At 70.6% G+C, this 21,492-nt stretch carries 22 protein-coding genes; 11 read left to right on the forward strand and 11 right to left on the reverse strand.

Annotated features, from left to right (window positions below):
- Positions 1-76: 76 nt before the first annotated feature.
- Positions 77-856 carry a TerD family protein gene (locus ACFYOB_RS06800; protein WP_388555438.1) on the forward strand — a complete coding sequence of 260 codons (780 nt, stop codon included), beginning with the start codon at positions 77-79 and terminating at the stop codon, positions 854-856.
- Positions 857-913: 57 nt separating this feature from the next.
- On the opposite strand, the gene ACFYOB_RS06805 is transcribed toward ACFYOB_RS06800, so the two are convergent.
- From ACFYOB_RS06805 to ACFYOB_RS06830, 6 genes are all read right to left on the reverse strand, one after another.
- Positions 914-1,654, reverse strand: a complete 741-nt coding sequence (locus ACFYOB_RS06805; RefSeq protein WP_388555440.1) for a Tellurium resistance — start codon at positions 1,652-1,654, stop codon at positions 914-916.
- Between the two features lie 123 nt (positions 1,655-1,777).
- The gene (locus ACFYOB_RS06810; RefSeq protein WP_388555443.1) at positions 1,778-2,893 is read right to left on the reverse strand and encodes a DUF475 domain-containing protein; all 1,116 of its coding nucleotides are present in this window, start codon (positions 2,891-2,893) and stop codon (positions 1,778-1,780) included.
- A gap of 25 nt (positions 2,894-2,918) precedes the next feature.
- Positions 2,919-3,494, reverse strand: a complete 576-nt coding sequence (locus ACFYOB_RS06815) for a TerD family protein (protein ID WP_388555447.1) — start codon at positions 3,492-3,494, stop codon at positions 2,919-2,921.
- Between the two features lie 166 nt (positions 3,495-3,660).
- Entirely contained in the window at positions 3,661-4,236 is a 576-nt protein-coding gene (locus ACFYOB_RS06820; protein ID WP_266788238.1) for a TerD family protein, read from the reverse strand.
- A 172-nt stretch (positions 4,237-4,408) separates the two neighbouring features.
- Positions 4,409-4,867 (reverse strand): peroxiredoxin, encoded by a 459-nt coding sequence (locus ACFYOB_RS06825; RefSeq protein ID WP_388555450.1) that lies wholly within the window; start codon positions 4,865-4,867, stop codon positions 4,409-4,411.
- Between the two features lie 144 nt (positions 4,868-5,011).
- Positions 5,012-5,440 (reverse strand): DUF3052 domain-containing protein, encoded by a 429-nt coding sequence (locus ACFYOB_RS06830; RefSeq protein ID WP_388555453.1) that lies wholly within the window; start codon positions 5,438-5,440, stop codon positions 5,012-5,014.
- Positions 5,441-5,891: 451 nt separating this feature from the next.
- On the opposite strand from ACFYOB_RS06830, the gene aceE reads away from it, so the two are divergent.
- On the forward strand, positions 5,892-8,624 hold the full coding sequence (gene aceE, locus ACFYOB_RS06835; RefSeq protein ID WP_388555457.1) for a pyruvate dehydrogenase (acetyl-transferring), homodimeric type: 2,733 nt from the start codon (positions 5,892-5,894) through the stop codon (positions 8,622-8,624).
- Positions 8,625-8,694: 70 nt separating this feature from the next.
- Positions 8,695-9,519, forward strand: a complete 825-nt coding sequence (locus tag ACFYOB_RS06840; protein WP_388555460.1) for a potassium channel family protein — start codon at positions 8,695-8,697, stop codon at positions 9,517-9,519.
- Here ACFYOB_RS06840 and ACFYOB_RS06845 read toward each other — a convergent pair.
- Together ACFYOB_RS06845 and ACFYOB_RS06850 are read right to left on the reverse strand one after the other, a co-directional pair.
- Complete coding sequence (locus ACFYOB_RS06845) at positions 9,500-9,880, reverse strand: peptidase inhibitor family I36 protein (RefSeq protein WP_388555463.1); 381 nt, start codon at positions 9,878-9,880, stop codon at positions 9,500-9,502. The genes ACFYOB_RS06840 and ACFYOB_RS06845 overlap by 20 nt on opposite strands.
- 199 nt (positions 9,881-10,079) lie before the next feature.
- Complete coding sequence (locus ACFYOB_RS06850) at positions 10,080-11,687, reverse strand: MFS transporter (protein WP_388555466.1); 1,608 nt, start codon at positions 11,685-11,687, stop codon at positions 10,080-10,082.
- A gap of 137 nt (positions 11,688-11,824) precedes the next feature.
- On the opposite strand from ACFYOB_RS06850, the gene ACFYOB_RS06855 reads away from it, so the two are divergent.
- The 3 genes from ACFYOB_RS06855 to ACFYOB_RS06865 all read left to right on the forward strand — a co-directional run bounded on the left by ACFYOB_RS06855 (position 11,825) and on the right by ACFYOB_RS06865 (position 14,790).
- Positions 11,825-12,505 carry a TetR/AcrR family transcriptional regulator gene (locus ACFYOB_RS06855; RefSeq protein WP_388555469.1) on the forward strand — a complete coding sequence of 227 codons (681 nt, stop codon included), beginning with the start codon at positions 11,825-11,827 and terminating at the stop codon, positions 12,503-12,505.
- A gap of 203 nt (positions 12,506-12,708) precedes the next feature.
- Complete coding sequence (locus tag ACFYOB_RS06860; protein WP_388555623.1) at positions 12,709-13,860, forward strand: alpha/beta hydrolase; 1,152 nt, start codon at positions 12,709-12,711, stop codon at positions 13,858-13,860.
- Positions 13,861-13,935: 75 nt separating this feature from the next.
- Positions 13,936-14,790 carry a DUF4429 domain-containing protein gene (locus ACFYOB_RS06865; protein ID WP_388555472.1) on the forward strand — a complete coding sequence of 285 codons (855 nt, stop codon included), beginning with the start codon at positions 13,936-13,938 and terminating at the stop codon, positions 14,788-14,790.
- A 15-nt stretch (positions 14,791-14,805) separates the two neighbouring features.
- Here ACFYOB_RS06865 and ACFYOB_RS06870 read toward each other — a convergent pair whose 3' ends face one another.
- On the reverse strand, positions 14,806-15,831 hold the full coding sequence (locus ACFYOB_RS06870; protein WP_388555474.1) for an aldo/keto reductase: 1,026 nt from the start codon (positions 15,829-15,831) through the stop codon (positions 14,806-14,808).
- Entirely contained in the window at positions 15,828-16,226 is a 399-nt protein-coding gene (locus ACFYOB_RS06875; protein ID WP_388555475.1) for a MerR family transcriptional regulator, read from the reverse strand. The genes ACFYOB_RS06870 and ACFYOB_RS06875 overlap by 4 nt, the downstream gene beginning before the upstream one ends.
- Positions 16,227-16,305: 79 nt before the next feature.
- On the opposite strand from ACFYOB_RS06875, the gene ACFYOB_RS06880 reads away from it, so the two are divergent.
- Positions 16,306-17,124 (forward strand): serine hydrolase domain-containing protein, encoded by an 819-nt coding sequence (locus tag ACFYOB_RS06880; RefSeq protein WP_388555626.1) that lies wholly within the window; start codon positions 16,306-16,308, stop codon positions 17,122-17,124.
- Positions 17,125-17,133: 9 nt separating this feature from the next.
- Here ACFYOB_RS06880 and ACFYOB_RS06885 read toward each other — a convergent pair whose 3' ends face one another.
- A complete protein-coding gene (locus tag ACFYOB_RS06885; RefSeq protein ID WP_388555477.1) occupies positions 17,134-17,790 on the reverse strand; it encodes a pirin family protein in 657 nt (218 codons plus the stop codon).
- Positions 17,791-17,882: 92 nt separating this feature from the next.
- Between ACFYOB_RS06885 and ACFYOB_RS06890 the strand changes: the two genes are divergently transcribed.
- The 4 genes from ACFYOB_RS06890 to ACFYOB_RS06905 all read left to right on the forward strand — a co-directional run bounded on the left by ACFYOB_RS06890 (position 17,883) and on the right by ACFYOB_RS06905 (position 21,452).
- On the forward strand, positions 17,883-19,100 hold the full coding sequence (locus ACFYOB_RS06890; protein WP_376678310.1) for a PucR family transcriptional regulator: 1,218 nt from the start codon (positions 17,883-17,885) through the stop codon (positions 19,098-19,100).
- An 89-nt stretch (positions 19,101-19,189) separates the two neighbouring features.
- Complete coding sequence (locus tag ACFYOB_RS06895) at positions 19,190-20,122, forward strand: ACP S-malonyltransferase (protein ID WP_388555481.1); 933 nt, start codon at positions 19,190-19,192, stop codon at positions 20,120-20,122.
- A gap of 19 nt (positions 20,123-20,141) precedes the next feature.
- On the forward strand, positions 20,142-21,146 hold the full coding sequence (locus ACFYOB_RS06900; RefSeq protein ID WP_388555483.1) for a ketoacyl-ACP synthase III: 1,005 nt from the start codon (positions 20,142-20,144) through the stop codon (positions 21,144-21,146).
- Positions 21,147-21,203: 57 nt separating this feature from the next.
- Positions 21,204-21,452 carry an acyl carrier protein gene (locus tag ACFYOB_RS06905; protein WP_328925511.1) on the forward strand — a complete coding sequence of 83 codons (249 nt, stop codon included), beginning with the start codon at positions 21,204-21,206 and terminating at the stop codon, positions 21,450-21,452.
- Positions 21,453-21,492 lie beyond the last annotated feature (40 nt).

Below are 21,492 nucleotides of genomic sequence, written 5' to 3' on the forward strand. Positions count from 1 at the left end.
AGCTCTCGCGTTCGGGACAAGGCCCTACGGGGGGCCGCATTGTCCCGCTCCACCCCGGGAGGGCAGGATGACGTGCATGACGCACGCGATGCAGAAGGGCTCGAACATCCCGGTGGCCCCCGTGGCGGTCCGGGCGGTGCTCCGCTGGACGGCCGGCCCCGAGGTGCCGGACGTGGACGCCTCCGCCCTGCTCGTGGGCGCCGACGGCCGGGTGCGTTCGGACGAGGACTTCGTCTTCTACAACCAGCCGCGGCACCCCTCGGGGGCCGTCTGGCGACTCGGCAAGAAGCAGATCGGCGACGCGGTCACCGACGCCGTCCAGGCGGACCTGCGGACGGTGACCCCGGCGGTGGACCGGATCCTGGTGGTCGCCTCCGCCGAGGACGTCCCCTTCCAGCGGGTCCGCGACCTGCGGATCCTCCTGTACGACGCCACGGCGGCCGGCGGCTCCGAACCGCTGGCCTACTTCGACGTGCGGCCCGAGACCGGTGCCGAGACGGCGCTGATCTGCGGTGAGCTGTACCGCCGGGGCGAGGGGTGGAAGTTCCGCGCCCTGGGCGAGGGCTACTCCGACGGGCTGGTCGGGCTGGCGACCGACCACGGGATCTCGGTCGACGAGAACGCCGCCGAGCCGGCCGCGACCCCCGATGCCGGGCCCGCCGCCGGACCCGGCGCGGGGCCCACCTCCGAGCAGACGGCCGCGATGGCTCCGCCGGCACCGCCCACGCAGGCCCCGCCGCCGGTCCAGCCCGCCTACGGGTACCCGCAGCCGGTGTCCCCGGCCCCCGTACCCGGTCCGGCCGCCGACCCGTCGTTCCGGCTGCCGGTGCAGGGCCCGCAGTTCATCCGCCGCTGACGCCACTGCTCACACCACTGCCGACGCCTCCGCCCGGGGCCCCGCCCGGGGCTCCGGTCAGGCCTTGGCGCTCTTGTAGCCCCGCCCCCACTGGAGCCCCCAGCCGTACAACCGGTCCAGCTCGGCCTGGAACCCGTACACGAACTTCACCTCGCGCCGCACGACCAGCTCGCCCTTGACGCGCTCCACGGAGACCACCGCGCAGGAGCGGGCCTGCGGGTGCCGCTCCTCCAGGGGGATCTCGATCCGCGGCCCGGTCACCGGGAACAGGGTGACCAGGGCGTGGGTCCGGTCGAAGGCCGGGGTCTGGTCGTAGATGTAGACGAAGACCAGCAGCCGCTTGATCTCGTCGGCGTGGTCGAGGTTGACGTAGAGCGTCTCGCCGGACGCCGAGCCGAACCGGTCGTCCCCGCTGAGCTTGACGTACGGCGGGTCGTTGATGTCGCCGAGCAGGTTGCCCAGCGGCTGGACGACTCCGCGGGTGCCGTCGGTCAGCTCGTAGAGGCAGCCCATGTCGAGGTCGACGTTGACCATGCCCTGGGTGTGCGCCTGCACCATGTCGGGCTTGAACAGCTTGAGCGGATGCCGGAAGAGCCGGCCGCTCTGGCCGTGGCTGCCGCCGATGTCCGAGGTGCGCATGCGCCAGGACAGGTTGACGCGCAGATTGCCGTGGACCGCCCCCTGTTTGGTGAGCGACACGGTCGAATGTCGCTTGGTCAGCTCGATCGCGTTCGACGAGGCGCTGCCCGACTGGAACTGCACGGCGCGGCTGCCCATGATGCCGTCGAAGAAGCCCATCCCTACCCCCCTTGACCCTTTGGTCCCCTGGTCCCCTGATACGTACGGAAGCGGGGCGGCCCGCCGGGTCCGTGGACCCCGTGGGCCGCCCCGCAGATGGAGCGTTCCGCATTACCGCCGCGGTCATGCCTCGGCGGCGGAACCCTCCAGTTCCAGGCGCTTGTTCCGGCGGACCGAGGACCAGAAGGACCAGGCGATCAGCAGGACGCCGACGAGGCCGGTGATGACCTCGTGGATCTCGTACTGGATGGTGACGAGCAGGATCACGGCGAGGGCGCCGATGGCGTAGTGCGCGCCGTGCTCCAGGTAGACGTAGTCGTCGAGGGTGCCCTGGCGGACCAGGTAGACCGTCAGCGACCGGACGTACATGGCACCGATACCGAGGCCGAGCGCCATGAGCACGATGTCGTTGGTGATGGCGAAGGCGCCGATGACTCCGTCGAAGGAGAAGGAGGCGTCGAGGACTTCGAGGTAGAGGAACATGAAGAACGCGGCCTTGCCGGCCATGGCGACGACCGAGACGGGCTTGCCGCTCTTCTTGGCCGCTTCCTCGGCCTCGTGTTCGGCTTCCTCCTCTTCCTCCAGCTTGTTCTCGAAGTAGCCGGAGAGGCCGCCCACGATCATGTAGGTGACCAGGCCGGCGATGCCGGAGACCAGGACGGTCTGCGCCTTGTCCACGTGGACCCCGCCGTGCTGGTGGGCGTTGACGGCGAAGGTCATGGACGTGATCAGCAGGACGATCAGCGCGATGCACGCCGACAGCATGTCGATCTTGCCGAGCTTGGCGAGCGGGCGCTCCAGCCACGCGAGCCACTTGATGTCCCGGTCCTCGAAGATGAAGTCGAGGAAGATCATCAGCAGGAACATGCCGCCGAAGGCCGCGATCGCCGGGTGGGCGTCCGTGACCAGCTGCTCGTACTGCTCCTTGTCGCGCAGCGCCAGCTCGACGGCCTCGATCGGCCCGATACCGGCGGTGACCGCGACGATCACGACGGGGAAGACCAGGCGCATGCCGAACACGGCGATGAGCACGCCGACCGTGAGGAAGATCTTCTGCCAGAAGGCATTCATCTTCTTCAGGATTCCGGCGTTGACCACCGCATTGTCGAAGGACAGCGAGATCTCAAGGATGGACAGGATCGCGACGATCCCGAATCCGGTCCACCCCCCGTAGAACACCGCTGCGACCAGACCGAGCGCAGTGACTGCGAACGACCAGCCGAAGGTTTTGAGAACCACTGGCACCCCATCGTCTTGTACGGCTTTACGAAACGTTGACCCCGAAGTCTAGAGCGATGCCCCTCAGGCCCGACGCGTACCCCTGCCCCACCGCACGGAACTTCCACTCGCCCCCGTACCGGTAGACCTCGCCGAAGATCATCGCGGTCTCGCTGGAGGCGTCCTCGGAGAGGTCGTAGCGGGCCAGTTCCTGGCCGTCCGCCTGGTTCACCACGCGGATGAAGGCGTTGCTGACCTGGCCGAAGCTCTGCCGACGGGAGTCCGCCTCGTGGATCGAGACCGGGAAGACGATCTTGTCGACCTCGACCGGCACCTTGGTCAGGTCGATGATGATCGATTCGTCGTCACCCTCACCCTCGCCGGTGAGGTTGTCCCCCGTGTGTTCGACGGAGCCCTCGGGGCTCTTCAGGTTGTTGTAGAAGACGAAGTACGTGTCCCCCAGGACCCGGCCGTCGCGGCACAGCAGCGCGCTGGCGTCGAGGTCGAAGTCCGCGCCCGTGGTCGAGCGCGCGTCCCATCCGAGGCCGATCAGGACCCGGGTGAGGTTCGGTGCGGCCTTGGAGAGGGAGACATTGCCCCCCTTGGCGAGTGTGACGCCCATGCTGTGGTCCTCCCCGGACGACGGTGTGGCGATGTGGCGGAGTGGCGGTGTGGCCGGTGTGTGGCGGGTCCTGCCGTGCGCGGGCCGTGCGGCCCCCGGGGGCCGTAAAGCCCGTCCGGCGCCGTACACACAGTGCACGGCGCCGGACGGGTGATGACTCTCAGGGTCAGACGTTGACGCCGAAGTCCTGCGCGATGCCGCGCAGGCCCGAGGCGTAGCCCTGGCCGATGGCGCGGAACTTCCACTCCGCACCGTTGCGGTACAGCTCGCCGAAGACCATGGCGGTCTCGGTCGAGGCGTCCTCGGAGAGGTCGTAGCGGGCGAGCTCGGTGTTGTCGGCCTGGTTCACGACGCGGATGTACGCGTTGCGGACCTGGCCGAAGCTCTGCTGGCGGCTCTCGGCCTCGTAGATCGAAACGGGGAAGACGATCTTGGCGACATCGCCCGGGACACCGGCGAGGTTGACCTTGATCGCCTCGTCGTCGCCCTCGCCCTCACCGGTGGTGTTGTCACCGGTGTGCTCGACCGAGCCGTCGGGGCTCTTCAGGTTGTTGAAGAAGACGAAGTTCGCGTCGCTGGCGACCTTGCCCTGGTCGTTGGTCAGGATCGCGCTGGCGTCGAGGTCGAAGTCGACACCGGTGGTGGTGCGAGCGTCCCAGCCCAGACCGACGATGACCGCCGTCAGGTTAGGCGCGGCCTTGGTCAGCGAGACGTTGCCGCCCTTGCTGAGGCTGACTCCCACGGGTCCTCCATTGGGTTCATGTGTGGGGCGGGGCCCCGTCGTGCGGTTGCTACCGGATCAACGTTTCGATCCTAGTGACGGGTTCCCGCCTGTACGCGATTTTCGCAGCGAACTGCGGCCGACGAGCCGACCGTGGGCCGGCTGTGGGCCGACCCGGTGCCGTCGACGGGTCTCAGAGGCTGTCGAGGGCCTTGATGTACTCGTTCAGGTCACGCGCGTCGGGCAGTCCGTTGACGACAGTCCAGCGCACGACGCCGTCCTTGTCGATGATGAAGGTGCCGCGGACCGCGCACCCCTTCTCCTCGTCGAAGACTCCGTACGCGCGGGAGGTCTCCCCGTGCGGCCAGAAGTCCGACAGCAGCGGGTAGTCCAGGCTCTCCTGCTCTCCGAAGACCCGCAGGGTCGGCACGGAGTCGTTGGAGACGGCGAGCAGCTGGACGTCGTCGTTCTGGAAGCGCGGCAGCTGGTCGCGCAGCTCGCACAGCTCGCCGGTGCAGACGCCCGTGAAGGCGAACGGGTAGAAGAGCAGCACCACGACCTTCTCCCCCCGGAAGTCGGAGAGCCGCACGGTGGCGCCGTGGTTGTCCTTCAGCTCGAAGTCGGGGGCCTTGTCGCCGACCTGGATCGCCATCTCTCGCGTCCCTTCGTTCCTGCATACCTGCGTTGGGCTGTTCGGGTGAGGCAAAGCCTATGCACGCCCCGGCCACGAACGCACGCACCCCGCCGACCGGGGTCGACGGGGTGGCAAAGTGTCCGCTCGGCTGCGGGGCGCGGCTCAGCGCTTGGACTTGGCGGCGGTCTTGGGCGTCACCAGCTTGGTGGCGCCCCACTCCTTGCCCACGGGGAGACCCTTGGCCAGCGAGAGGCCGGCCGTCTCCGCGGCTTCCTTGATGTCGCTGGCCTCGACGTAGCCGGGACGGCCCGTCTTGGGGGTCAGCAGCAGGATCAGTGCGCCGTCCTCGATCAGCTCGGTGGCATCGACCAGTACGTCCGCCAGATCGCCGTCGTCCTCCCGGAACCACAGCAACACGGCGTCGGCGACGTCATCGAAGTCCTCGTCGACGAGTTCGCCGACGAGCCCATCAACGACGTCACGGAATTCCTGATCGACGTCGTCGTCGTAGCCGATCTCCTGGACCACCTGTTCGGACTGGAAACCCAGCCGGGCGGCCAGGTTCTCCGCGTGGTCCGCGGTCGCGCTCACGGGGTGCCTCCTGCTCATGTTCGGTGAATGTTCTTCGGCGGCGCGCGTACGCGCAGCATTGGACGTAGTCCACACGGGCGCGGCGGATCGCGCAAGTACCCGGCCGCCGAGACCGTCGAAACGGTGACGATTGCGGCCGTCTCGCCGCAACTTTCAGCCCCTCCGTATACACCTCGGGTGATTCATCCCACACCATTCCGGTTCATTCGTCATCGCTTCAGGACTTTCCTACCTGTTTGAGGGACGAACGGCCTCACGAAGGAGGTGACCGAGTTGGGCGTAAGGTTGCGATTTGGCCGCACCTGCCACCGACCCCCTCCTCAAGACTCCCTACCGTCTCCAGGGATTACCCAGTGGTAGAGATGACGATTTCGGCCGAGCGTAAGACCATGGGAGGCGGCGCCCCCCAGATACGGCCTCAGTAGGACTCCCCCGACAGCGAAGGAACAGCGTGGCTTCCGCATCCGATCGCAATCCGATCATCATTGGCGGCCTGCCGAGTCAGGTCCCGGACTTCGATCCGGAGGAGACGCAGGAGTGGCTCGACTCCCTGGACGCCGCAGTCGACGAGCGGGGCCGTGAACGCGCCCGCTACCTGATGCTGCGGCTGATCGAGCGGGCCCGTGAGAAGCGCGTGGCCGTGCCCGAGATGCGCAGCACGGACTACGTCAACACGATCGCCACCAAGGACGAGCCGTTCTTCCCCGGCAACGAGGAGATCGAGCGCAAGGTCCTCAACGCCACCCGCTGGAACGCGGCCGTGATGGTCTCCCGCGCCCAGCGCCCGGGCATCGGGGTCGGCGGCCACATCGCGACCTTCGCCTCCTCCGCCTCCCTCTACGACGTGGGCTTCAACCACTTCTTCCGGGGCAAGGACGAGGGCGACGGCGGCGACCAGATCTTCTTCCAGGGCCACGCGTCCCCCGGTATCTACGCCCGCGCCTACCTCCTGGACCGGCTCACCGAGCAGCAGCTCGACGCGTTCCGGCAGGAGAAGTCGAAGGCCCCGTACGGCCTTTCCAGCTACCCGCACCCGCGGCTGATGCCGGACTTCTGGGAGTTCCCGACCGTGTCGATGGGCCTCGGCCCGCTCGGTGCGATCTACCAGGCCCGGATGAACCGGTACATGGAGGCGCGCGGGATCGCGGACACCTCCAAGTCCCACGTATGGGCGTACCTCGGTGACGGCGAGATGGACGAGCCGGAGTCGCTCGGCCAGCTGTCCATCGCCGCGCGCGAGGGTCTGGACAACCTGACCTTCGTCGTGAACTGCAACCTCCAGCGCCTCGACGGCCCCGTGCGCGGCAACGGCAAGATCATCCAGGAGCTGGAGTCGATCTTCCGCGGGGCCGGCTGGAACGTCATCAAGCTGATCTGGGACCGCTCCTGGGACCCGCTGCTGGCGCAGGACCGCGACGGCATCCTGGTCAACAAGATGAACTCGACCCCGGACGGGCAGTTCCAGACGTACGCCACCGAGTCGGGCGCGTACATCCGTGAGCACTTCTTCGGCGGTGACCAGCGGCTGCGCGCGATGGTCGAGAACATGACCGACTACCAGATCCAGCACCTCGGCCGCGGCGGGCACGACCACAAGAAGGTCTACGCGGCCTACGCGGCGGCCAAGGCCCACAAGGGCCAGCCGACGGTGATCCTGGCGCAGACGGTCAAGGGCTGGACGCTCGGCCCGAACTTCGAGGGCCGCAACGCGACGCACCAGATGAAGAAGCTGACGGTCGACGACCTCAAGCGCTTCCGCGACCGCCTGCACATCCCGATCACGGACGCGCAGCTGGAGAGCGGCGCCCCGCCGTACTACCACCCGGGTCCGAAGTCGCCCGAGATCCAGTACATGCACGACCAGCGCAGCGCGCTCGGCGGCTACGTGCCCACCCGCGTGGTGCGCGCGAAGCCGCTGGAGCTGCCGGGCGAGGCGACCTACGCGGCCGCCAAGAAGGGCTCGGGCCAGCAGTCGATCGCCACCACGATGGCGTTCGTCCGCATCCTGAAGGACCTGATGCGGGACAAGGAGATCGGCAAGCGCTTCGTGCTGATCGCGCCCGACGAGTACCGCACCTTCGGTATGGACGCCTTCTTCCCGAGCGCCAAGATCTACAACCCGCTGGGCCAGCAGTACGAGGCGGTCGACCGCGACCTGCTGCTCGCGTACAAGGAGTCCCCGACCGGCCAGATGCTGCACGACGGCATCTCGGAGGCGGGCTGCACGGCCTCGCTGATCGCCGCGGGTTCGGCGTACGCGACGCACGGCGAGCCGCTGATCCCGGTCTACGTCTTCTACTCGATGTTCGGTTTCCAGCGCACGGGTGACCAGTTCTGGCAGATGGCCGATCAGCTGGCGCGCGGTTTCGTCCTCGGTGCGACCGCCGGCCGGACCACCCTGACGGGTGAGGGCCTGCAGCACGCCGACGGCCACTCCCAGCTGCTGGCCTCGACGAACCCGGGCTGCGTCGCGTACGACCCGGCCTACGGCTACGAGATCGCGCACATCGTCGAGGACGGCCTGCGGCGCATGTACGGGCCCGAGTCGGAGGACGTCTTCTACTACCTGACCGTCTACAACGAGCCGATCCAGCACCCGGCCGAGCCGGCGGACGTCGACGTGGACGGGATCCTCAAGGGCCTCCACCGGGTGTCGCGGGGCACGGAGGGCACCATCGGGGCGCAGATCGTGGCCTCGGGCGTGGCGGTGCCGTGGGCGCTGGAGGCGCAGCGGATCCTGGCCGCCGACTGGAACGTGCGGGCGGACGTCTGGTCGGCGACCTCCTGGAACGAGCTGCGCCGTGAGGCCGTCGAGGTGGAGCAGCACAACCTGCTCCACCCGGAGGAGGAGCAGCGCGTTCCGTACGTGACGCGGAAGCTGTCCGGCGCGGAGGGGCCCTTCGTGGCGGTCTCCGACTGGATGCGGGCGGTGCCGGACCAGATCTCGCGGTGGGTGCCCGGCCCGTACACCTCGCTGGGCGCGGACGGCTTCGGCTTCGCCGACACCCGCGGCGCGGCCCGGCGCTTCTTCCACATCGACGCGCAGTCGGTGGTCCTGGCCACGCTCACCGAGCTCGCCAAGGCGGGCCGGATCGACCGTTCGGTGCTGAAGCAGGCCGTCGACCGCTACCAGCTGCTGGACGTCTCGGCGGCCGACCCGGGCGCGGCGGGCGGAGACGCGTAGCCGTCACCCTTCCGTGGGGGCGCTGGGACATTTGTCCCAGCGCCCCTTACTCGTTCTTTACGATGCTGGCATGAAGGAACCCTCCCGCCAGGCGCGCTGGGAGCGCCGTACACAGGCTCCCCTGCTGGTGCTCGCCGTGGCCTTCGCCGTCGCCTACGCCGTGCCCATCGTCGCGCCCGACGCGGATCCGGCGGTCCACCGGGCGTGTACGCACGCGGAGTGGGTGGTGTGGGCGGCCTTCGCGGTCGACTATCTGGTGCGGCTGGTGCTCGCGAGGGACCGCAGGGTCTTCGTGCGGACGCACTGGCTGGACCTGGCCGCGGTGGTGCTGCCGCTGGTCCAGCCGTTGCGGCTGTTGCGGCTCGTCGCCACCTTGATGCTGGTGGGGCGCCGGGCCCGGATGGCTCCGCAGATCCGGCTGACGACCTATGTGGCCGGGGCCGTGGTGGGGCTGCTGATGTTCGGCTCCCTCGCGGTGCTGAGCGTGGAACGGGACGCCCCCGACGGGAACATCAAGAACCTGGGCGACGCGGTGTGGTGGTCCTTCACCACCATGACGACGGTCGGGTACGGCGACCACTCCCCCACGACCGGCCTCGGCCGGGTGCTGGCCGTCGGGCTGATGCTGTCCGGGATCGCCCTGCTCGGTGTGGTGACGGCCAACATCGCCGCCTGGTTCATCGCCCGCTTCGAGCGGGACGACCAGGTGGAGCGGCTTCAGCTGGCGGCCCTTCGGGAACTGCAGGCGGAGGTACGGGCGCTGCGTGCGGAGGTCGCGGCGCTGGGCGGCGGGGCGGCCGGTCCGGCCGGTGCGGCCGGTGCGGCCGGTGCGACTGGTCCGGCCGACCGGGCCGGCGCCCCGGCGCCCCGCGAGGCTACGTCTCCCACACCTTGAACGCCCTGACCTGGTACGGCGACTGCGGCAGCCAGACCCCGTCGCCCGGGTAGGTCTGGAACTCGCCGGTCTCGGCGCACTGCGCCGACTGGTAGGTGGTCACCGGGCGGCCGAGCCGGTTGGTGAGGGACTGGGCGCTGGTCCCAGCGGGCAGGGCGGTGCAGCTGTTGATGTCCAGGGTGCTCAGCTCATGGGTGTGCCGGGTGCCCTTGAACTCCGGCTTCACCCACAGGCACAGCTGCCCGGTCGCACAGGCCCCGAGGGTGGCCGGGCCGGCGGCGTGCGCCGCGCCGGACGTGCTCGGGACGAGAGCGGTGAGGGCCAGGCCGACTACGGCGAGAGTGGTGCTCCACGTACGCATGACGGGTCAACTCCTTGTGGACGAAACGTGCCCCGGACTGTTGCCGGAGCTCCGCCGACACCACGCTGACCTGGGCCGACAGCCGGGCGGAAGAGGCCTTCGGCAGATCCACCCTGATAGGCGACAGCCCCGCCGGAACCGTCCGGCGGGGCTGTCGTACGTACGGAGTTGACGCCTCCGCGGGCGCTGGAGCCGGGCCTCAGACGTGCGCGGCGCCCGCCCCCGCGGCGGCGTTCTCGCCGCGCTTGGTGAAGCAGGCGACGACCGCGGCGAGGACCGCGACCACGCCGGCGACGGTGAAGGCGGTGCTCATGCCGGACACGAAGGTGTCGTGCGCGACCTTGGCGATCGCCTGCGCGACGGGCTCCGGGGTGCCCGGCTGGACGGGGGCCATGCCGACCTGGACCCCCTTCTCCACGAGAGCCTGCTCCTGCGGGGCGAGCGGAGGCAGCCCGGCGGCGCGCCAGTTGTCCCCGAACGAGTTGCCGACGGCGCTGGCCATGACCGCGCCCAGGACGGCGGTGCCGAGGCTGCCGCCGACCTGCATGGCGGCCTGCTGGAGCCCGCCGGCCACGCCGGACAGCTCCAGCGGGGCGTTGCCGACGATGACCTCGGTGGCGCCGACCATGACGGGCGCGAGCCCGAGGCCGAGCAGGGCGAACCAGAGCGACATGGTGAGCGTGCCGGTGCCCGGGGTCAGCTGGGCCATCCCGAAGCAGGCGGCGGCGGTGGCGACCATGCCCCCGACGAGCGGGATCCGCGGGCCGACCCAGGTGATGACGGCGCCGGCCAGCGGCGAGCCGACGATCATCATGCCGGTCAGCGGAAGCAGGTGCAGACCGCTGTCGACCGGGCTCATGCCGTGCACGTTCTGCAGGTAGAAGGTGACGAAGAACAGGCCGCCCATGAAGGCGAAGGCCATCAGCACCATCAGCACGGTGCCCGCGGACAGCGGCAGCGAGCGGAACATGCCCAGCGGGATCAGCGGTTCCGCGACCTTCGTCTCCCAGACGGCGAAGAACGCGAAGCAGAGCACGGAGGCGGCGAGGAAGAACAGGGTCTTCCAGTCGCCCCAGCCCCACTCCCCGGCCTTGATCAGGGCCCAGATGAGGGAGAACATCGCGCCCGACAGCAGCAGGATGCCCAGCACGTCGAAGGAGCGAGGGGCGTTCGGGGCCCGGTGGTCGACCAGGATGAACAGGCCCAGGAGCAGCGCGACGACCCCGACGGGGACGTTGATGAAGAAGACGGACTGCCAGCTGCGGTGCTCGACGAGGAGGCCGCCGATGATGGGCCCGGCGGCCGTCGAGGCCCCGATGACCATGCCCCAGATGCCGATGGCCATGTTGAGCTTCTCGGCGGGGAAGGTGGCGCGCAGCAGCCCGAGCGCGGCGGGCATCAGCAGCGCGCCGAAGAGGCCCTGCGCGACACGGGCGGCGATGACGAGCTCGACGCCGTCGGACATGCCGATCACGGCGGAGGAGAGCCCGAAGCCGGCGATGCCTATGAGGAAGGTCTGGCGGTGGCCGAAGCGGTCGCCGAGCTTGCCCGCGGTGATCAGTGAGACCGCGAGGGCCAGCATGTAGCCGTTGGTGATCCACTGGATGTCGGCGAGCGAGGCATCGAGGTCCGCCGCGATCGCGGGGTTGGCGACGGCGACGATCGTGCCGTCGAGGGCGACCATCATGACGCCGATCGCGACGGCGAAGAGGGTCAGCCAGGGGTGGCCGCGCAGGCCCGTAGGTGCCGGTGCCGATCCTGGTTCTTTGGCGGGCACCCGGCCGTCGACGGTGATCTGACTAGTCATGCGAACAGGCTAGTGACAGCGACTGACACTTCACAAACGGCTCAGCAGGACAGCCTCTGTCGCGTGGGTCACAGGTAACCTGACCGCTCACTCGGCGTCAGAAGAGCAGAAGAACATCGGAAAGGAGCCCCCCGGTGATGACCGATGAGCGGCCGGCGCCGGCCGCACCGGTGGTGACGGGACTGCGCGAACGCAAGAAGCGGCGCACCCGGGACGCGCTGCTGCGCGCCGCCCTGCTGCTCTTCATCTCCCAGGGGTACGAGCGGACCACCGTCGACGAGATCACCGACGTCGTGGACGTGTCGCAGCGGACCTTCTTCCGCTACTTCGCGAACAAGGAGGAGGTCGCCTTCGCCGTCCAGGACCTGGTCGAGTCGCACTTCTTCGCCGAACTGCAGGCCCGGCCGCCCGCCGAGGGTCCCTTCGCGGCGATGCGGGGCGCGGTGCTCGCCGCCTGGGACACCGTCGAGGAGGCCATCTCCGAGGTGGTCCCCGTCGACCTCTACATGCGCAGCTACCAGCTGATCGAGTCCACCCCGGCCCTCCTCGCCGTGCACCTGCGCCGCTCCACCGAGTTGGAGGAGCGGATCGCCCGGCTGATCGCCGCCCGCGAGGGACTGGACGTGGACGCCGATCCCCGGCCTCGGGTGGCCGTCGCCGCGTTCTCGGGTGTGATGCGAGTCACGGGCCGGTTGTGGGGGCAGGGCCAGGACACCAGCGTGGCCGCGATCCGGCGGATGACCGAGGCGTACTTGGACCAGATCGGCCCTGCCCTGGCTGCGGATTGGCGCCGTACGCCCGCCACGGGCCGGGACTGACCGGCGCTGCCGGGCCCTGCCGGGCAGCAGGGTCACCGGAGTTGTGGATCGACCCGGTGGGCCGTGAGTCCCGTCACCCGGCGCGCCGTGGCCGGAAGGCGTCTTTTACGCTGGTCGCAGTGAAACTGTCCGGCCTTGCCCACCCCACCGCCCCCGGCGCCGACCCGCGCCCTGCCGCCCTGCGCACCCTGCTCGCGCTCGCGGTGGTCTTCGTCATGCTGGCGACCACCGGCTGGACGGCCGTGCACCGCCCCGAGGGCGGCACCCCGCTGCGGGCCGCGTCCCTCGCCGCCTGGGCCTCGGCCCGGGTCGACGGCCGCCCGGTACCGCCCGCGGACGCCCCCGTACGGACGGTGGCCCGCTTCTTCGCCGGGCTCGACGGCGCCCAGCGGGCCCGGCTCGCCGACGGCTACCCCTTCGTCGTGGGCAACCTCGACGGGGTCCCCGCCGCCACCCGCTACCGGGCCAACCGGATCGGCCTGGAGCAGGCCGGCCAGGTCGAGGACGCCCGCGGCCGCGACGTCGCCCTGACCCCGGCCGACCGCGCCACGGCCGTCCGCCGCTCCCACCGCTTCGCCTCGCTCGCCGAGCCGGGCCGACAGATCCTCACCTTCGATCCCACCGGCGACGGACTCGTCGCCGAGGTATTCGGCGACCTCGACGAGGCCCGCCGCGTCTCGGTGATCGTCCCCGGTGTCGACACCGACGCCCTCACCTTCGAGCGCACCCAGCGCCGTTTCACCGCCCCGGTCGGCATGGCCGAGTCCCTGTACCAGGCCCAGCGCGCGGCCGCGCCGGACAGCCGGACCGCGGTAATCGCCTGGGCCGGCTACACCGCGCCCACCGGGGTCGGCATGGACGCCGCCACCGGCCGGATGGCCGTCGACGGCGCCGTCCGGCTCAGGGCCCTGACCATGGCCCTGCCCGGGGACTCCCGCGTGGCGCTGTTCTGCCACAGCTACGGATCGGTGGTGTGCGGCGTCGCCGCGCACGAACTGCCGGCCCGGGTGACGGACGTCGTGGTGGCGGGCAGCCCCGGGATGCGCGCGGAGAACGTCGCCGGGCTGCACACCTCGGCCCGGGTCTGGGCCACGCGGGACCAGGGCGACTGGATCGCGGACGTGCCGCACCTGGAGGTCGGCGGGCTGGGCCACGGCACCGATCCGGTGTCCCCGGAGTTCGGCGCACGGCTGCTGTCCTCGGCGACGGCCAAGAACCACACCGGCTATTTCGCGCCAGGGACCGACTCGGTGGACAACTTCGCCAAAATCGGAACCGGCGCGTTCGATTCCGTGGTCTGCGCGACCGGCGACGACGCCTGCCGGCGTGGAACTTCCGGAACAGAGTCGGACTGACGCGCGTAGAGGCGCGGAAATCGGTCCTCGCGCCGAGGGGGACGTGCGGGGACCTCTCCCTTTACCATGTGCCGCATGGGTGACGTACTGGCCGGAAACCATGCCGTCTGGGAGTTCGACTCGGACTCGGTGCTCATCCGCTTCGCACGGGGGATACGAACGCCGAGAACGCCGAGGCTCTTTCACGCCCTCGGCTCACGCCGGATTCCCGTGGAGGCGGTGTCCGGGGTGACCGTGACCGCCGGGAAGCGGGACACGGTGGTGCTGCGCGCCCATCCGCGGCCGGGTGCCGATCCGCTGATGGAGGCCGCGGCCGGGCAGCTGAAGGAGTCCTGCGACCCGTACCGGCTGGTGCTGCCGGGCGAACGGGCGCCGCACGCCGCCGCCTTCGCCGAAGCGCTGCGCCTGCGGCTCGGGCCGGACGCCACCGAGCCGGCCGACCGCTTCCTGGTCGGCGTACCCGGCCCGCCGCGGCGTCTGAAGGCGTACGACGCGCGGGTGGGCTTCGACGGCTCGGCGGTCGCCTTCCACTGGTCCCGTACGGGCGCCACCTCCACCAAGTGGAAGGCGGGCGACCAGCGTTACCCCCTCTCGGCCCTGACCGGCGTGGAGTGGAGGTCCCCGGACGGCACCGGCGGGCACCTGCGGCTGCTGCTGCGGGACACCGCCGCCGACCCCCGGCCGGACCACGACCTCGCGGCCGCCGTCTTCGGCGTGGGGTACGGGGCGGCGCACGAGTCGCTGCCGTTCGCCGCGGCGGTCCTCGCCGCCGTGCGGGGCCGCGCCGCGGTGTCCGCGGTGCCCGCGGTCCCCGGTGCCCGCTCCGACGACGACCGTCTGCGGCACCTGAGCGAGCTGTACTCGGCCGGGCTGCTCACGGACGCCGAGTACACGACACTGCGGGATCGTTTCGCCGCCGATTCCCGGTAGGCCGGGCCCGGGCGGTCAGGCTTCGCGGGCCACCGCGGTGAAGGTCATGTCCGGGTAGCGGTCGCCCGCGACCTGCGAGGCGATCGGCTCCAGCAAGGCCAGTTCCGCGTCCGACAGGGTGATCCCGACCGCCGCCACGTTCTCGCGGACGCGGTCCGCCTTGCGGGTGCCAGGGATCGGGACGACGGTCAGCCCGTGCACCCGCGCCCGCTGCTGCACCCAGGCCAGGGCGATCTGCGCCGGGCTCGCCCCGTGCGCCTCGGCGATCTCCCGGACCGGGGCCAGCAGGGCCGCGTTGGCCTGCGCGTTGTCACCGGAGAACCGCGGCTGGTGGCGGCGGAAGTCGTCCTGCGACAGCTCCACGGACGCGTCCGCGAAGGCCCCGGTCAGGAAGCCCCGGCCCAGCGGCGAATACGGCACGAAGGCCACGCCCAGCTCGGCCGCCGCCCCCACCGCGCTGCGCTCCACGTCCCGGCTGAACAGCGACCACTCCGACTGCAGCGCCGCGATCGGGTGCACGGCGTGCGCCTCGCGCAGTTCCGCGCCGGTGACCTCGCTGAGCCCGAGGTGGCGCACCTTGCCCTCCCGCACCAGCTCCGCCATGGCGCCCACCGACTCGGTGAACGGCACGGCCGGGTCGCGCCGGTGCATGTAGTAGAGGTCGATGACGTCCACGCCGAGCCGGCGCAGGCTGTCCTCCACCGCCCGGCGGATGTACGGGCGGTCGTTGCGCACGCCCCGGTAGTGCGGGTCGTCGCTCCGCTCTATGGCGAACTTCGTCGCCAGGGTGATCTCGTCCCGGTGCGCGGCCACGAACGGGGCGAGGAACTCCTCGTTCCGGCCCCGCCCGTAGGTGTCCGCGGTGTCGAAGAGGGTGACCCCGGCGGCCAGCGCCGCGTCGAGGGTCTCGCGGGCCGCCGCCTCGTCGGTGGCCCCGTAGAACTCGCTGATGCCCATGCAGCCGAGGCCCTGGACGCCGACCATCGGGCCCCCCTTGCCGAGTTCGGCCTGCGCGAGGGTGGTGCCGTCGTACTCCGTCATGACTGTGCCTTCCCCGTGATCTCTTTCATCGCATAAAGATCGATCTTGTAGTCCAGAACGGCGAGCGCGTCCGTCAGCTCCGACAGCCGCGCCCGCACATCGCGCCGCGTCCGCTCCAGCAGCTCGCGGCGCTCGTCGACCGTGTGCTCGCCCTCGCGCACCAGTTCGGCGTAGCGGACCATGTCCGCCACCGACATCCCCGTGGCGCGCAGCTTGCCCACGAAGGCCAGCCAGTTCAGGTCTCCGTCGCTGAAGCGCCGCTGTCCCGAGTGGGAGCGGTCCACGTGCGGCATCAGGCCGATCCGCTCGTACCAGCGCAGCGTGTGCTGGGTCAGCCCGGTCCGGGCCTCGACCTCGCTGATCGTGTACCGCGTCTGCATCAGGCTCTGATCCATGGCCTCCACGCTAAAACCCTTGAGCGCACTCCAAGCAAGTAGGCTCGGCGGCATGGAGAGCTTGGAGGCCGTCAACAGCATGGAAAGCCTGCGGATCATCGAGAGCTGGCCGGTACCGACCGCCGCGGCGGCCGTCGTACGCGCCGACGGGAGCCTGGCCGGCTCCCACGGGCCCGTCGACCACCGCTTCGCGCTGGCCTCGGTCACCAAGCCGCTCGCCGCGTACGCGGCCCTCGTCGCGTACGAGGAGGGCGCGATCGAGATGGACGAGCCGGCCGGACCCGAGGGTTCGACGGTCCGTCACCTCCTCGCGCACACCAGCGGGCTGGCCTTCGACGAGCACCGGGTGACCGCCCCGCCCGGGCAGCGCCGGCTGTACTCCAACGCCGGTTTCGAGGTGCTCGGCGACCACATCACCAAGGCCACCGGCATCCCGTTCGCCGAGTACCTGCACCAGGCGGTGTTCGAGCCGCTGGGCATGACGGCGACCACCCTGGAGGGCTCGCCCGCCAAGGACGGCGTCTCCACCGTCCGCGACCTCGTGCGGTTCGCCGCCGAACTGCAGGCGCCCCAGCTGCTCGACGTCCGTACGGTCGCCGCGGCCACGTCCGTGGTCCACCCCGGCCTCAAGGGCGTCCTGCCGGGTTACGGGCACCAGACGCCCAACGACTGGGGGCTCGGCCTGGAGATCCGCGACGGCAAGTCCCCGCACTGGACGGGCGGCACCTCCTCGCCGCGGACCTTCGGCCACTTCGGCCAGGCCGGCACCTTCCTGTGGGTGGACCCGGACGCGCGCGCCGCGTGCGTGGCGCTGACGGACCGGGCCTTCGGCCCGTGGGCCGTGGAGGCCTGGCCCCCGTTCACCGACGCGGTCCTGGCCGAGCTCGCCGCCCGCTGACGGGCCGCCCTAGGCGGGAAGCTCCCAGATCAGCAGCTCGCCAGGGGACCCGGCGACGATCTCCAGGTCCCGCTCGCCGGTGATCCGGACCGAGTCCCCGGGGCCGAGCTCCTGGCCGTCCAGGCGCAGGTCCCCCCGCACCACGTGCAGGTACACCCGCTCCGCCGCCGGTACGGGGACCCGCTCGCCCGCGCCCGGGCGCCGCACGTGCAGCACGGCGCCGGCCGCGGGGACCTCGCAGGGTGCGGCGTCGCTGACACCCCGGACCACCTCGTACGAGGGCTCCCCGCCCGCGGAGAGCGGCGCGAGCCACATCTGCACGAAGCGGAGCCGCCCGGTGCCGTCGTTGCGCTCCACGTGCCGCGCCCCGGACCCGGCGCTGAGCCGCTGCATGTCCCCGGGCCGGACCACACCCTTCTCGCCGGTGCTGTCCTGATGGGTGAGCTCGCCCTCGACCACCCAGGTGACGATCTCGGTGTGGCTGTGCGGGTGCTCGTCGAAGCCGGCGCCCGGGGCGAGGGTCTCTTCGTTGCAGGCCAGGACCGGGCCGAAGCGCAGGTTGTCCGGGTCGTAGAAGGACCCGAAGGAGAAGGCGTGCCGGGTCGTGATCCCGGCGGCCGGGTCCCCGCCCTCGTACCGGTCGGCGCCGCGGCGTACATCAATCATGGTGGCCACCGTAGCCCCAGCCGCGAGACGGGGCCCGGCCCGGACACGGGACCGGACTCCGCAGAGCGTTCCCGATAAGGCAGTCTTGTCCCGTGCCCCAACCCGAACGTGAGCATTCCCCCGCCACACACGCCGCGCATCCCGCGCCCGTCCATCCGCACACCGCGACGCTGCGCCGACTGGAGAAGTCCTCCGGCCGGCTCGCCGCCAACGCGATCGCGCGGATGGACGAGACCCTGCCGTGGTACCGGGCGATGCCCCCGGAGAACCGGTCCTGGATCGGCCTGGTCGCACAGGCCGGTATCGCCGCGTTCACGGAGTGGTTCCGGCACCCGGAGACCCCGCAGGCGATCTCCACCGACGTGTTCGGGACGGCTCCGCGCGAGCTGACCCGGGCGATCACCCTGCGCCAGACCGTCGAGATGGTCCGCACCACGATCGAGGTCATGGAGGCCGCGATCGACGAGGTGGCGGCCCCGGGCGACGAACAGATCCTGCGCGAGGCGCTGCTGGTGTACGCCCGGGAGATCGCCTTCGCGACGGCCCAGGTGTACGCGCAGGCCGCCGAGGCGCGCGGGGCGTGGGACGCGCGGCTGGAGTCGCTGGTCGTCAACGCGGTGCTGTCCGGCGAGGCCGACGAGGGCGCGCTGTCGCGGGCGGCGGCGCTGGGCTGGAACTCCCCGGAGCACGTGTGCGTGGTGCTGGGCACCGCGCCGGAGGGGGACAGCGAGCTCACGGTCGAGGCGATCCGGCGCGCGGCCCGCCACCACAAGCTCCAGGTCCTCACCGGTGTGCTCGGGGACCGCCTGGTGGTCATCGCGGGCGGCAGCGACAACCCGATGCAGGTCGCGAAGTCGCTGATCGGACCGTTCGCGGCCGGCCCGGTGGTCGCCGGCCCGGTGGTGCCCGACCTGCTGAACGCGACGAAGTCGGCGCAGGCCGCGGCGGCCGGGCTGAAGGCCTGTACGGCGTGGCAGGACGCTCCGCGCCCGGTCCTGGCGGACGATCTCCTGCCGGAGCGCGCGATCGCCTCGGATCCCTCCGCCCGGGAGCAGTTGGTGGAGGAGATCTACAGACCGCTTGAAGAAGCGGGCTCAGCTTTGCTTGAGACGCTGAGCGTGTACCTGGAGCAGGCGAGCAGCCTCGAAGGGGCTGCTCGGATGCTGTTCGTGCACCCCAACACGGTGCGCTACCGGCTGCGACGTGTGACCGACGTCACCGGCTGGTCACCCTCTGATGTCCGTTCGGCGTTCACTCTGCGGATCGCCCTGATTCTCGGGCGTCTAGCCGACGGCGATCCTCAGTCCTAGACTTTTGTCGGACATCAACAATTACCCCGACGGTTCTTGGTCCCTGTCCCCACGGGCGGCAGGGTCCATCCACAAGAGAGAGTGTGAGGGTGCTCGTACTCGTCGCTCCCGGCCAAGGCGCTCAGACGCCCGGCTTCCTGACTCCCTGGCTCGACCTTCCCGGTGCCGCTGACCGCGTCGCCGCCTGGTCGGACGCCATCGGGCTCGACCTTGCCCACTACGGCACGAAGGCCGACGCGGACGAGATCCGCGACACGGCCGTGGCCCAGCCGCTGCTGGTAGCCGCAGGTCTGCTGTCCGCCGAGGCACTTGCCACTTCCCATGGGCACGGCCGTACGGCCTTCGGCGCCGTCGCGGGCCACAGCGTCGGCGAGATCACCGCCGCCGCGTACGCCGGTGTCCTGTCCGACGCCGACGCGCTGTCGTTCGTCCGTACCCGAGGTCTGGGCATGGCCGAGGCCGCCGCTGTGACCGAGACCGGCATGGCCGCGGTCCTCGGCGGCGACCGTGACGTGGTCGTCGCACATCTGGAGAAGCTGGGTCTGACCCCCGCCAACATCAACGGCGCGGGCCAGATCGTGGCCGCTGGCACCATGGAGCAGATCGCTGCCCTGGAGGCCGACAAGCCCGAAGGCTCCATGAAGGTCGTCGCCCTCAAGGTCGCGGGCGCCTTCCACACGCACCACATGGCCCCCGCGGTCGCCACGCTGGAGAAGGCCGCCGAGGCCCTCTCCCCGGCGGACCCGGCGCTGAAGTACGTCTCGAACAAGGACGGCCTCGTCGTCACCACGGGCGCCGACGTCGTCGCCCGGCTGGTCGGCCAGGTCGCGAACCCGGTTCGCTGGGACCTGTGCATGGAGACGTTCGCGGAGCTGGGTGTCACGGGGATCATCGAGCTGTGCCCCGGCGGCACTCTGACGGGTCTGGCCAAGCGCGCGCTGAAGGGCGTGCCGAGCGTGGCCCTGAAGACCCCGGACGATCTCGACAAGGCCGCGGCGCTCGTCGCCGAGCAGACGGCCTGAGAGAAGGAGCCCACACAGCATGTCCAAGATCAAGCCGGCCAAGGGCTCCCCGTACGCCCGCATCCTCGGTGTCGGCGGCTACCGCCCGACCCGCGTGGTGCCCAACGAGGTCATCCTCGAGACGATCGACTCGTCCGACGAGTGGATCCGCTCCCGTTCGGGCATCGCGACCCGGCACTGGGCCTCGCCCCAGGAGACCGTCGCCGCGATGTCGGTGGAGGCCTCGGGGAAGGCGCTGGCCGACGCCGGTGTCTCCCCGGAGCAGATCGGTGCCGTGATCGTCTCGACGGTCTCGCACTTCAAGCAGACCCCGGCCGTCGCGACCGAGATCGCGCACCGGATCGGCGCGGTCAAGCCCGCCGCCTTCGACATCTCCGCGGGCTGTGCCGGTTTCGGCTACGGCCTGACCCTGGCCAAGGGCATGGTGGTTGAGGGTTCGGCGGAGTACGTGCTCGTCATCGGCGTGGAGCGGCTCTCGGACCTGACCGACCTGGAGGACCGCGCGACGGCCTTCCTGTTCGGTGACGGCGCCGGTGCCGTGGTCGTCGGCCCCTCGGACGAGGCGGCCATCGGCCCCACGGTGTGGGGCTCGGAGGGCGACAAGTCCGAGACCATCAAGCAGACCGTGCCGTGGGACGAGTACCGCAGCACGGACAGCGCCGAGAAGTTCCCGGCCATCACGCAGGAGGGTCAGGCGGTCTTCCGCTGGGCCGTCTTCGAGATGGCGAAGGTGGCCCAGCAGGCGCTCGACGCCGCCGGGATCACCGCGGACGACCTGGACGTCTTCATTCCGCACCAGGCAAACATGCGGATCATCGACTCGATGGTGAAGACTCTGAAGCTGCCGGAGCACGTCACGGTCGCCCGTGACGTGGAGACGACCGGCAACACCTCGGCCGCCTCGATTCCGCTCGCTATGGAGCGGCTCCTGGCGACCGGAGCGGCGAAGAGCGGCGACACCGCGCTCGTCATCGGCTTCGGGGCTGGACTCGTCTACGCCGCGACGGTCGTTACCCTCCCCTAGGACCGGGAACCACATTCCGGTCCTGCTTTACCCAGTTACCCAGAGAAGGAGCGCCACATGGCCGCCACGCAGGAAGAGATCGTCGCCGGTCTCGCGGACATCGTCAACGAGATCGCCGGCATCCCCGTCGAGGACGTCGAGATCGACAAGTCCTTCACGGACGACCTGGACGTCGACTCCCTGTCCATGGTCGAGGTCGTCGTCGCCGCCGAAGAGCGCTTCGACGTCAAGATCCCGGACGAGGACGTCAAGAACCTCAAGACGGTCGGCGACGCCGCGAGCTACATCCTGAAGCACCAGGCCTGAGCCTGACGAGCGTTTGTCGCCACCTGGCGGTGGCGCCGTG

It is taken from the genome of Streptomyces sp. NPDC006463 (genome assembly GCF_042870715.1).
Lineage (GTDB): Bacteria > Actinomycetota > Actinomycetes > Streptomycetales > Streptomycetaceae > Streptomyces.

Bases quoted from the DNA above. Each gene is read 5' to 3' on its own strand.
- ACFYOB_RS06870 (WP_388555474.1), bottom strand. From the start codon at position 15,831: ATGACGGAGTACGACGGCACCACCCTCGCGCAGGCCGAACTCGGCAAG.
- ACFYOB_RS06805 (WP_388555440.1), bottom strand. From the start codon at position 1,654: ATGGGCTTCTTCGACGGCATCATGGGCAGCCGCGCCGTGCAGTTCCAG.
- ACFYOB_RS06815 (WP_388555447.1), bottom strand. From the start codon at position 3,494: ATGGGCGTCACACTCGCCAAGGGGGGCAATGTCTCCCTCTCCAAGGCC.
- ACFYOB_RS06845 (WP_388555463.1), bottom strand. From the start codon at position 9,880: ATGCGTACGTGGAGCACCACTCTCGCCGTAGTCGGCCTGGCCCTCACC.
- ACFYOB_RS06885 (WP_388555477.1), bottom strand. From the start codon at position 17,790: ATGATTGATGTACGCCGCGGCGCCGACCGGTACGAGGGCGGGGACCCG.
- ACFYOB_RS06875 (WP_388555475.1), bottom strand. From the start codon at position 16,226: ATGGATCAGAGCCTGATGCAGACGCGGTACACGATCAGCGAGGTCGAG.
- ACFYOB_RS06855 (WP_388555469.1), top strand. From the start codon at position 11,825: ATGACCGATGAGCGGCCGGCGCCGGCCGCACCGGTGGTGACGGGACTG.
- ACFYOB_RS06800 (WP_388555438.1), top strand. From the start codon at position 77: ATGACGCACGCGATGCAGAAGGGCTCGAACATCCCGGTGGCCCCCGTG.
- ACFYOB_RS06905 (WP_328925511.1), top strand. From the start codon at position 21,204: ATGGCCGCCACGCAGGAAGAGATCGTCGCCGGTCTCGCGGACATCGTC.
- ACFYOB_RS06865 (WP_388555472.1), top strand. From the start codon at position 13,936: ATGGGTGACGTACTGGCCGGAAACCATGCCGTCTGGGAGTTCGACTCG.
- ACFYOB_RS06850 (WP_388555466.1), bottom strand. From the start codon at position 11,687: ATGACTAGTCAGATCACCGTCGACGGCCGGGTGCCCGCCAAAGAACCA.
- ACFYOB_RS06825 (WP_388555450.1), bottom strand. From the start codon at position 4,867: ATGGCGATCCAGGTCGGCGACAAGGCCCCCGACTTCGAGCTGAAGGAC.
- ACFYOB_RS06880 (WP_388555626.1), top strand. From the start codon at position 16,306: ATGGAAAGCCTGCGGATCATCGAGAGCTGGCCGGTACCGACCGCCGCG.
- ACFYOB_RS06900 (WP_388555483.1), top strand. From the start codon at position 20,142: ATGTCCAAGATCAAGCCGGCCAAGGGCTCCCCGTACGCCCGCATCCTC.
- ACFYOB_RS06840 (WP_388555460.1), top strand. From the start codon at position 8,695: ATGAAGGAACCCTCCCGCCAGGCGCGCTGGGAGCGCCGTACACAGGCT.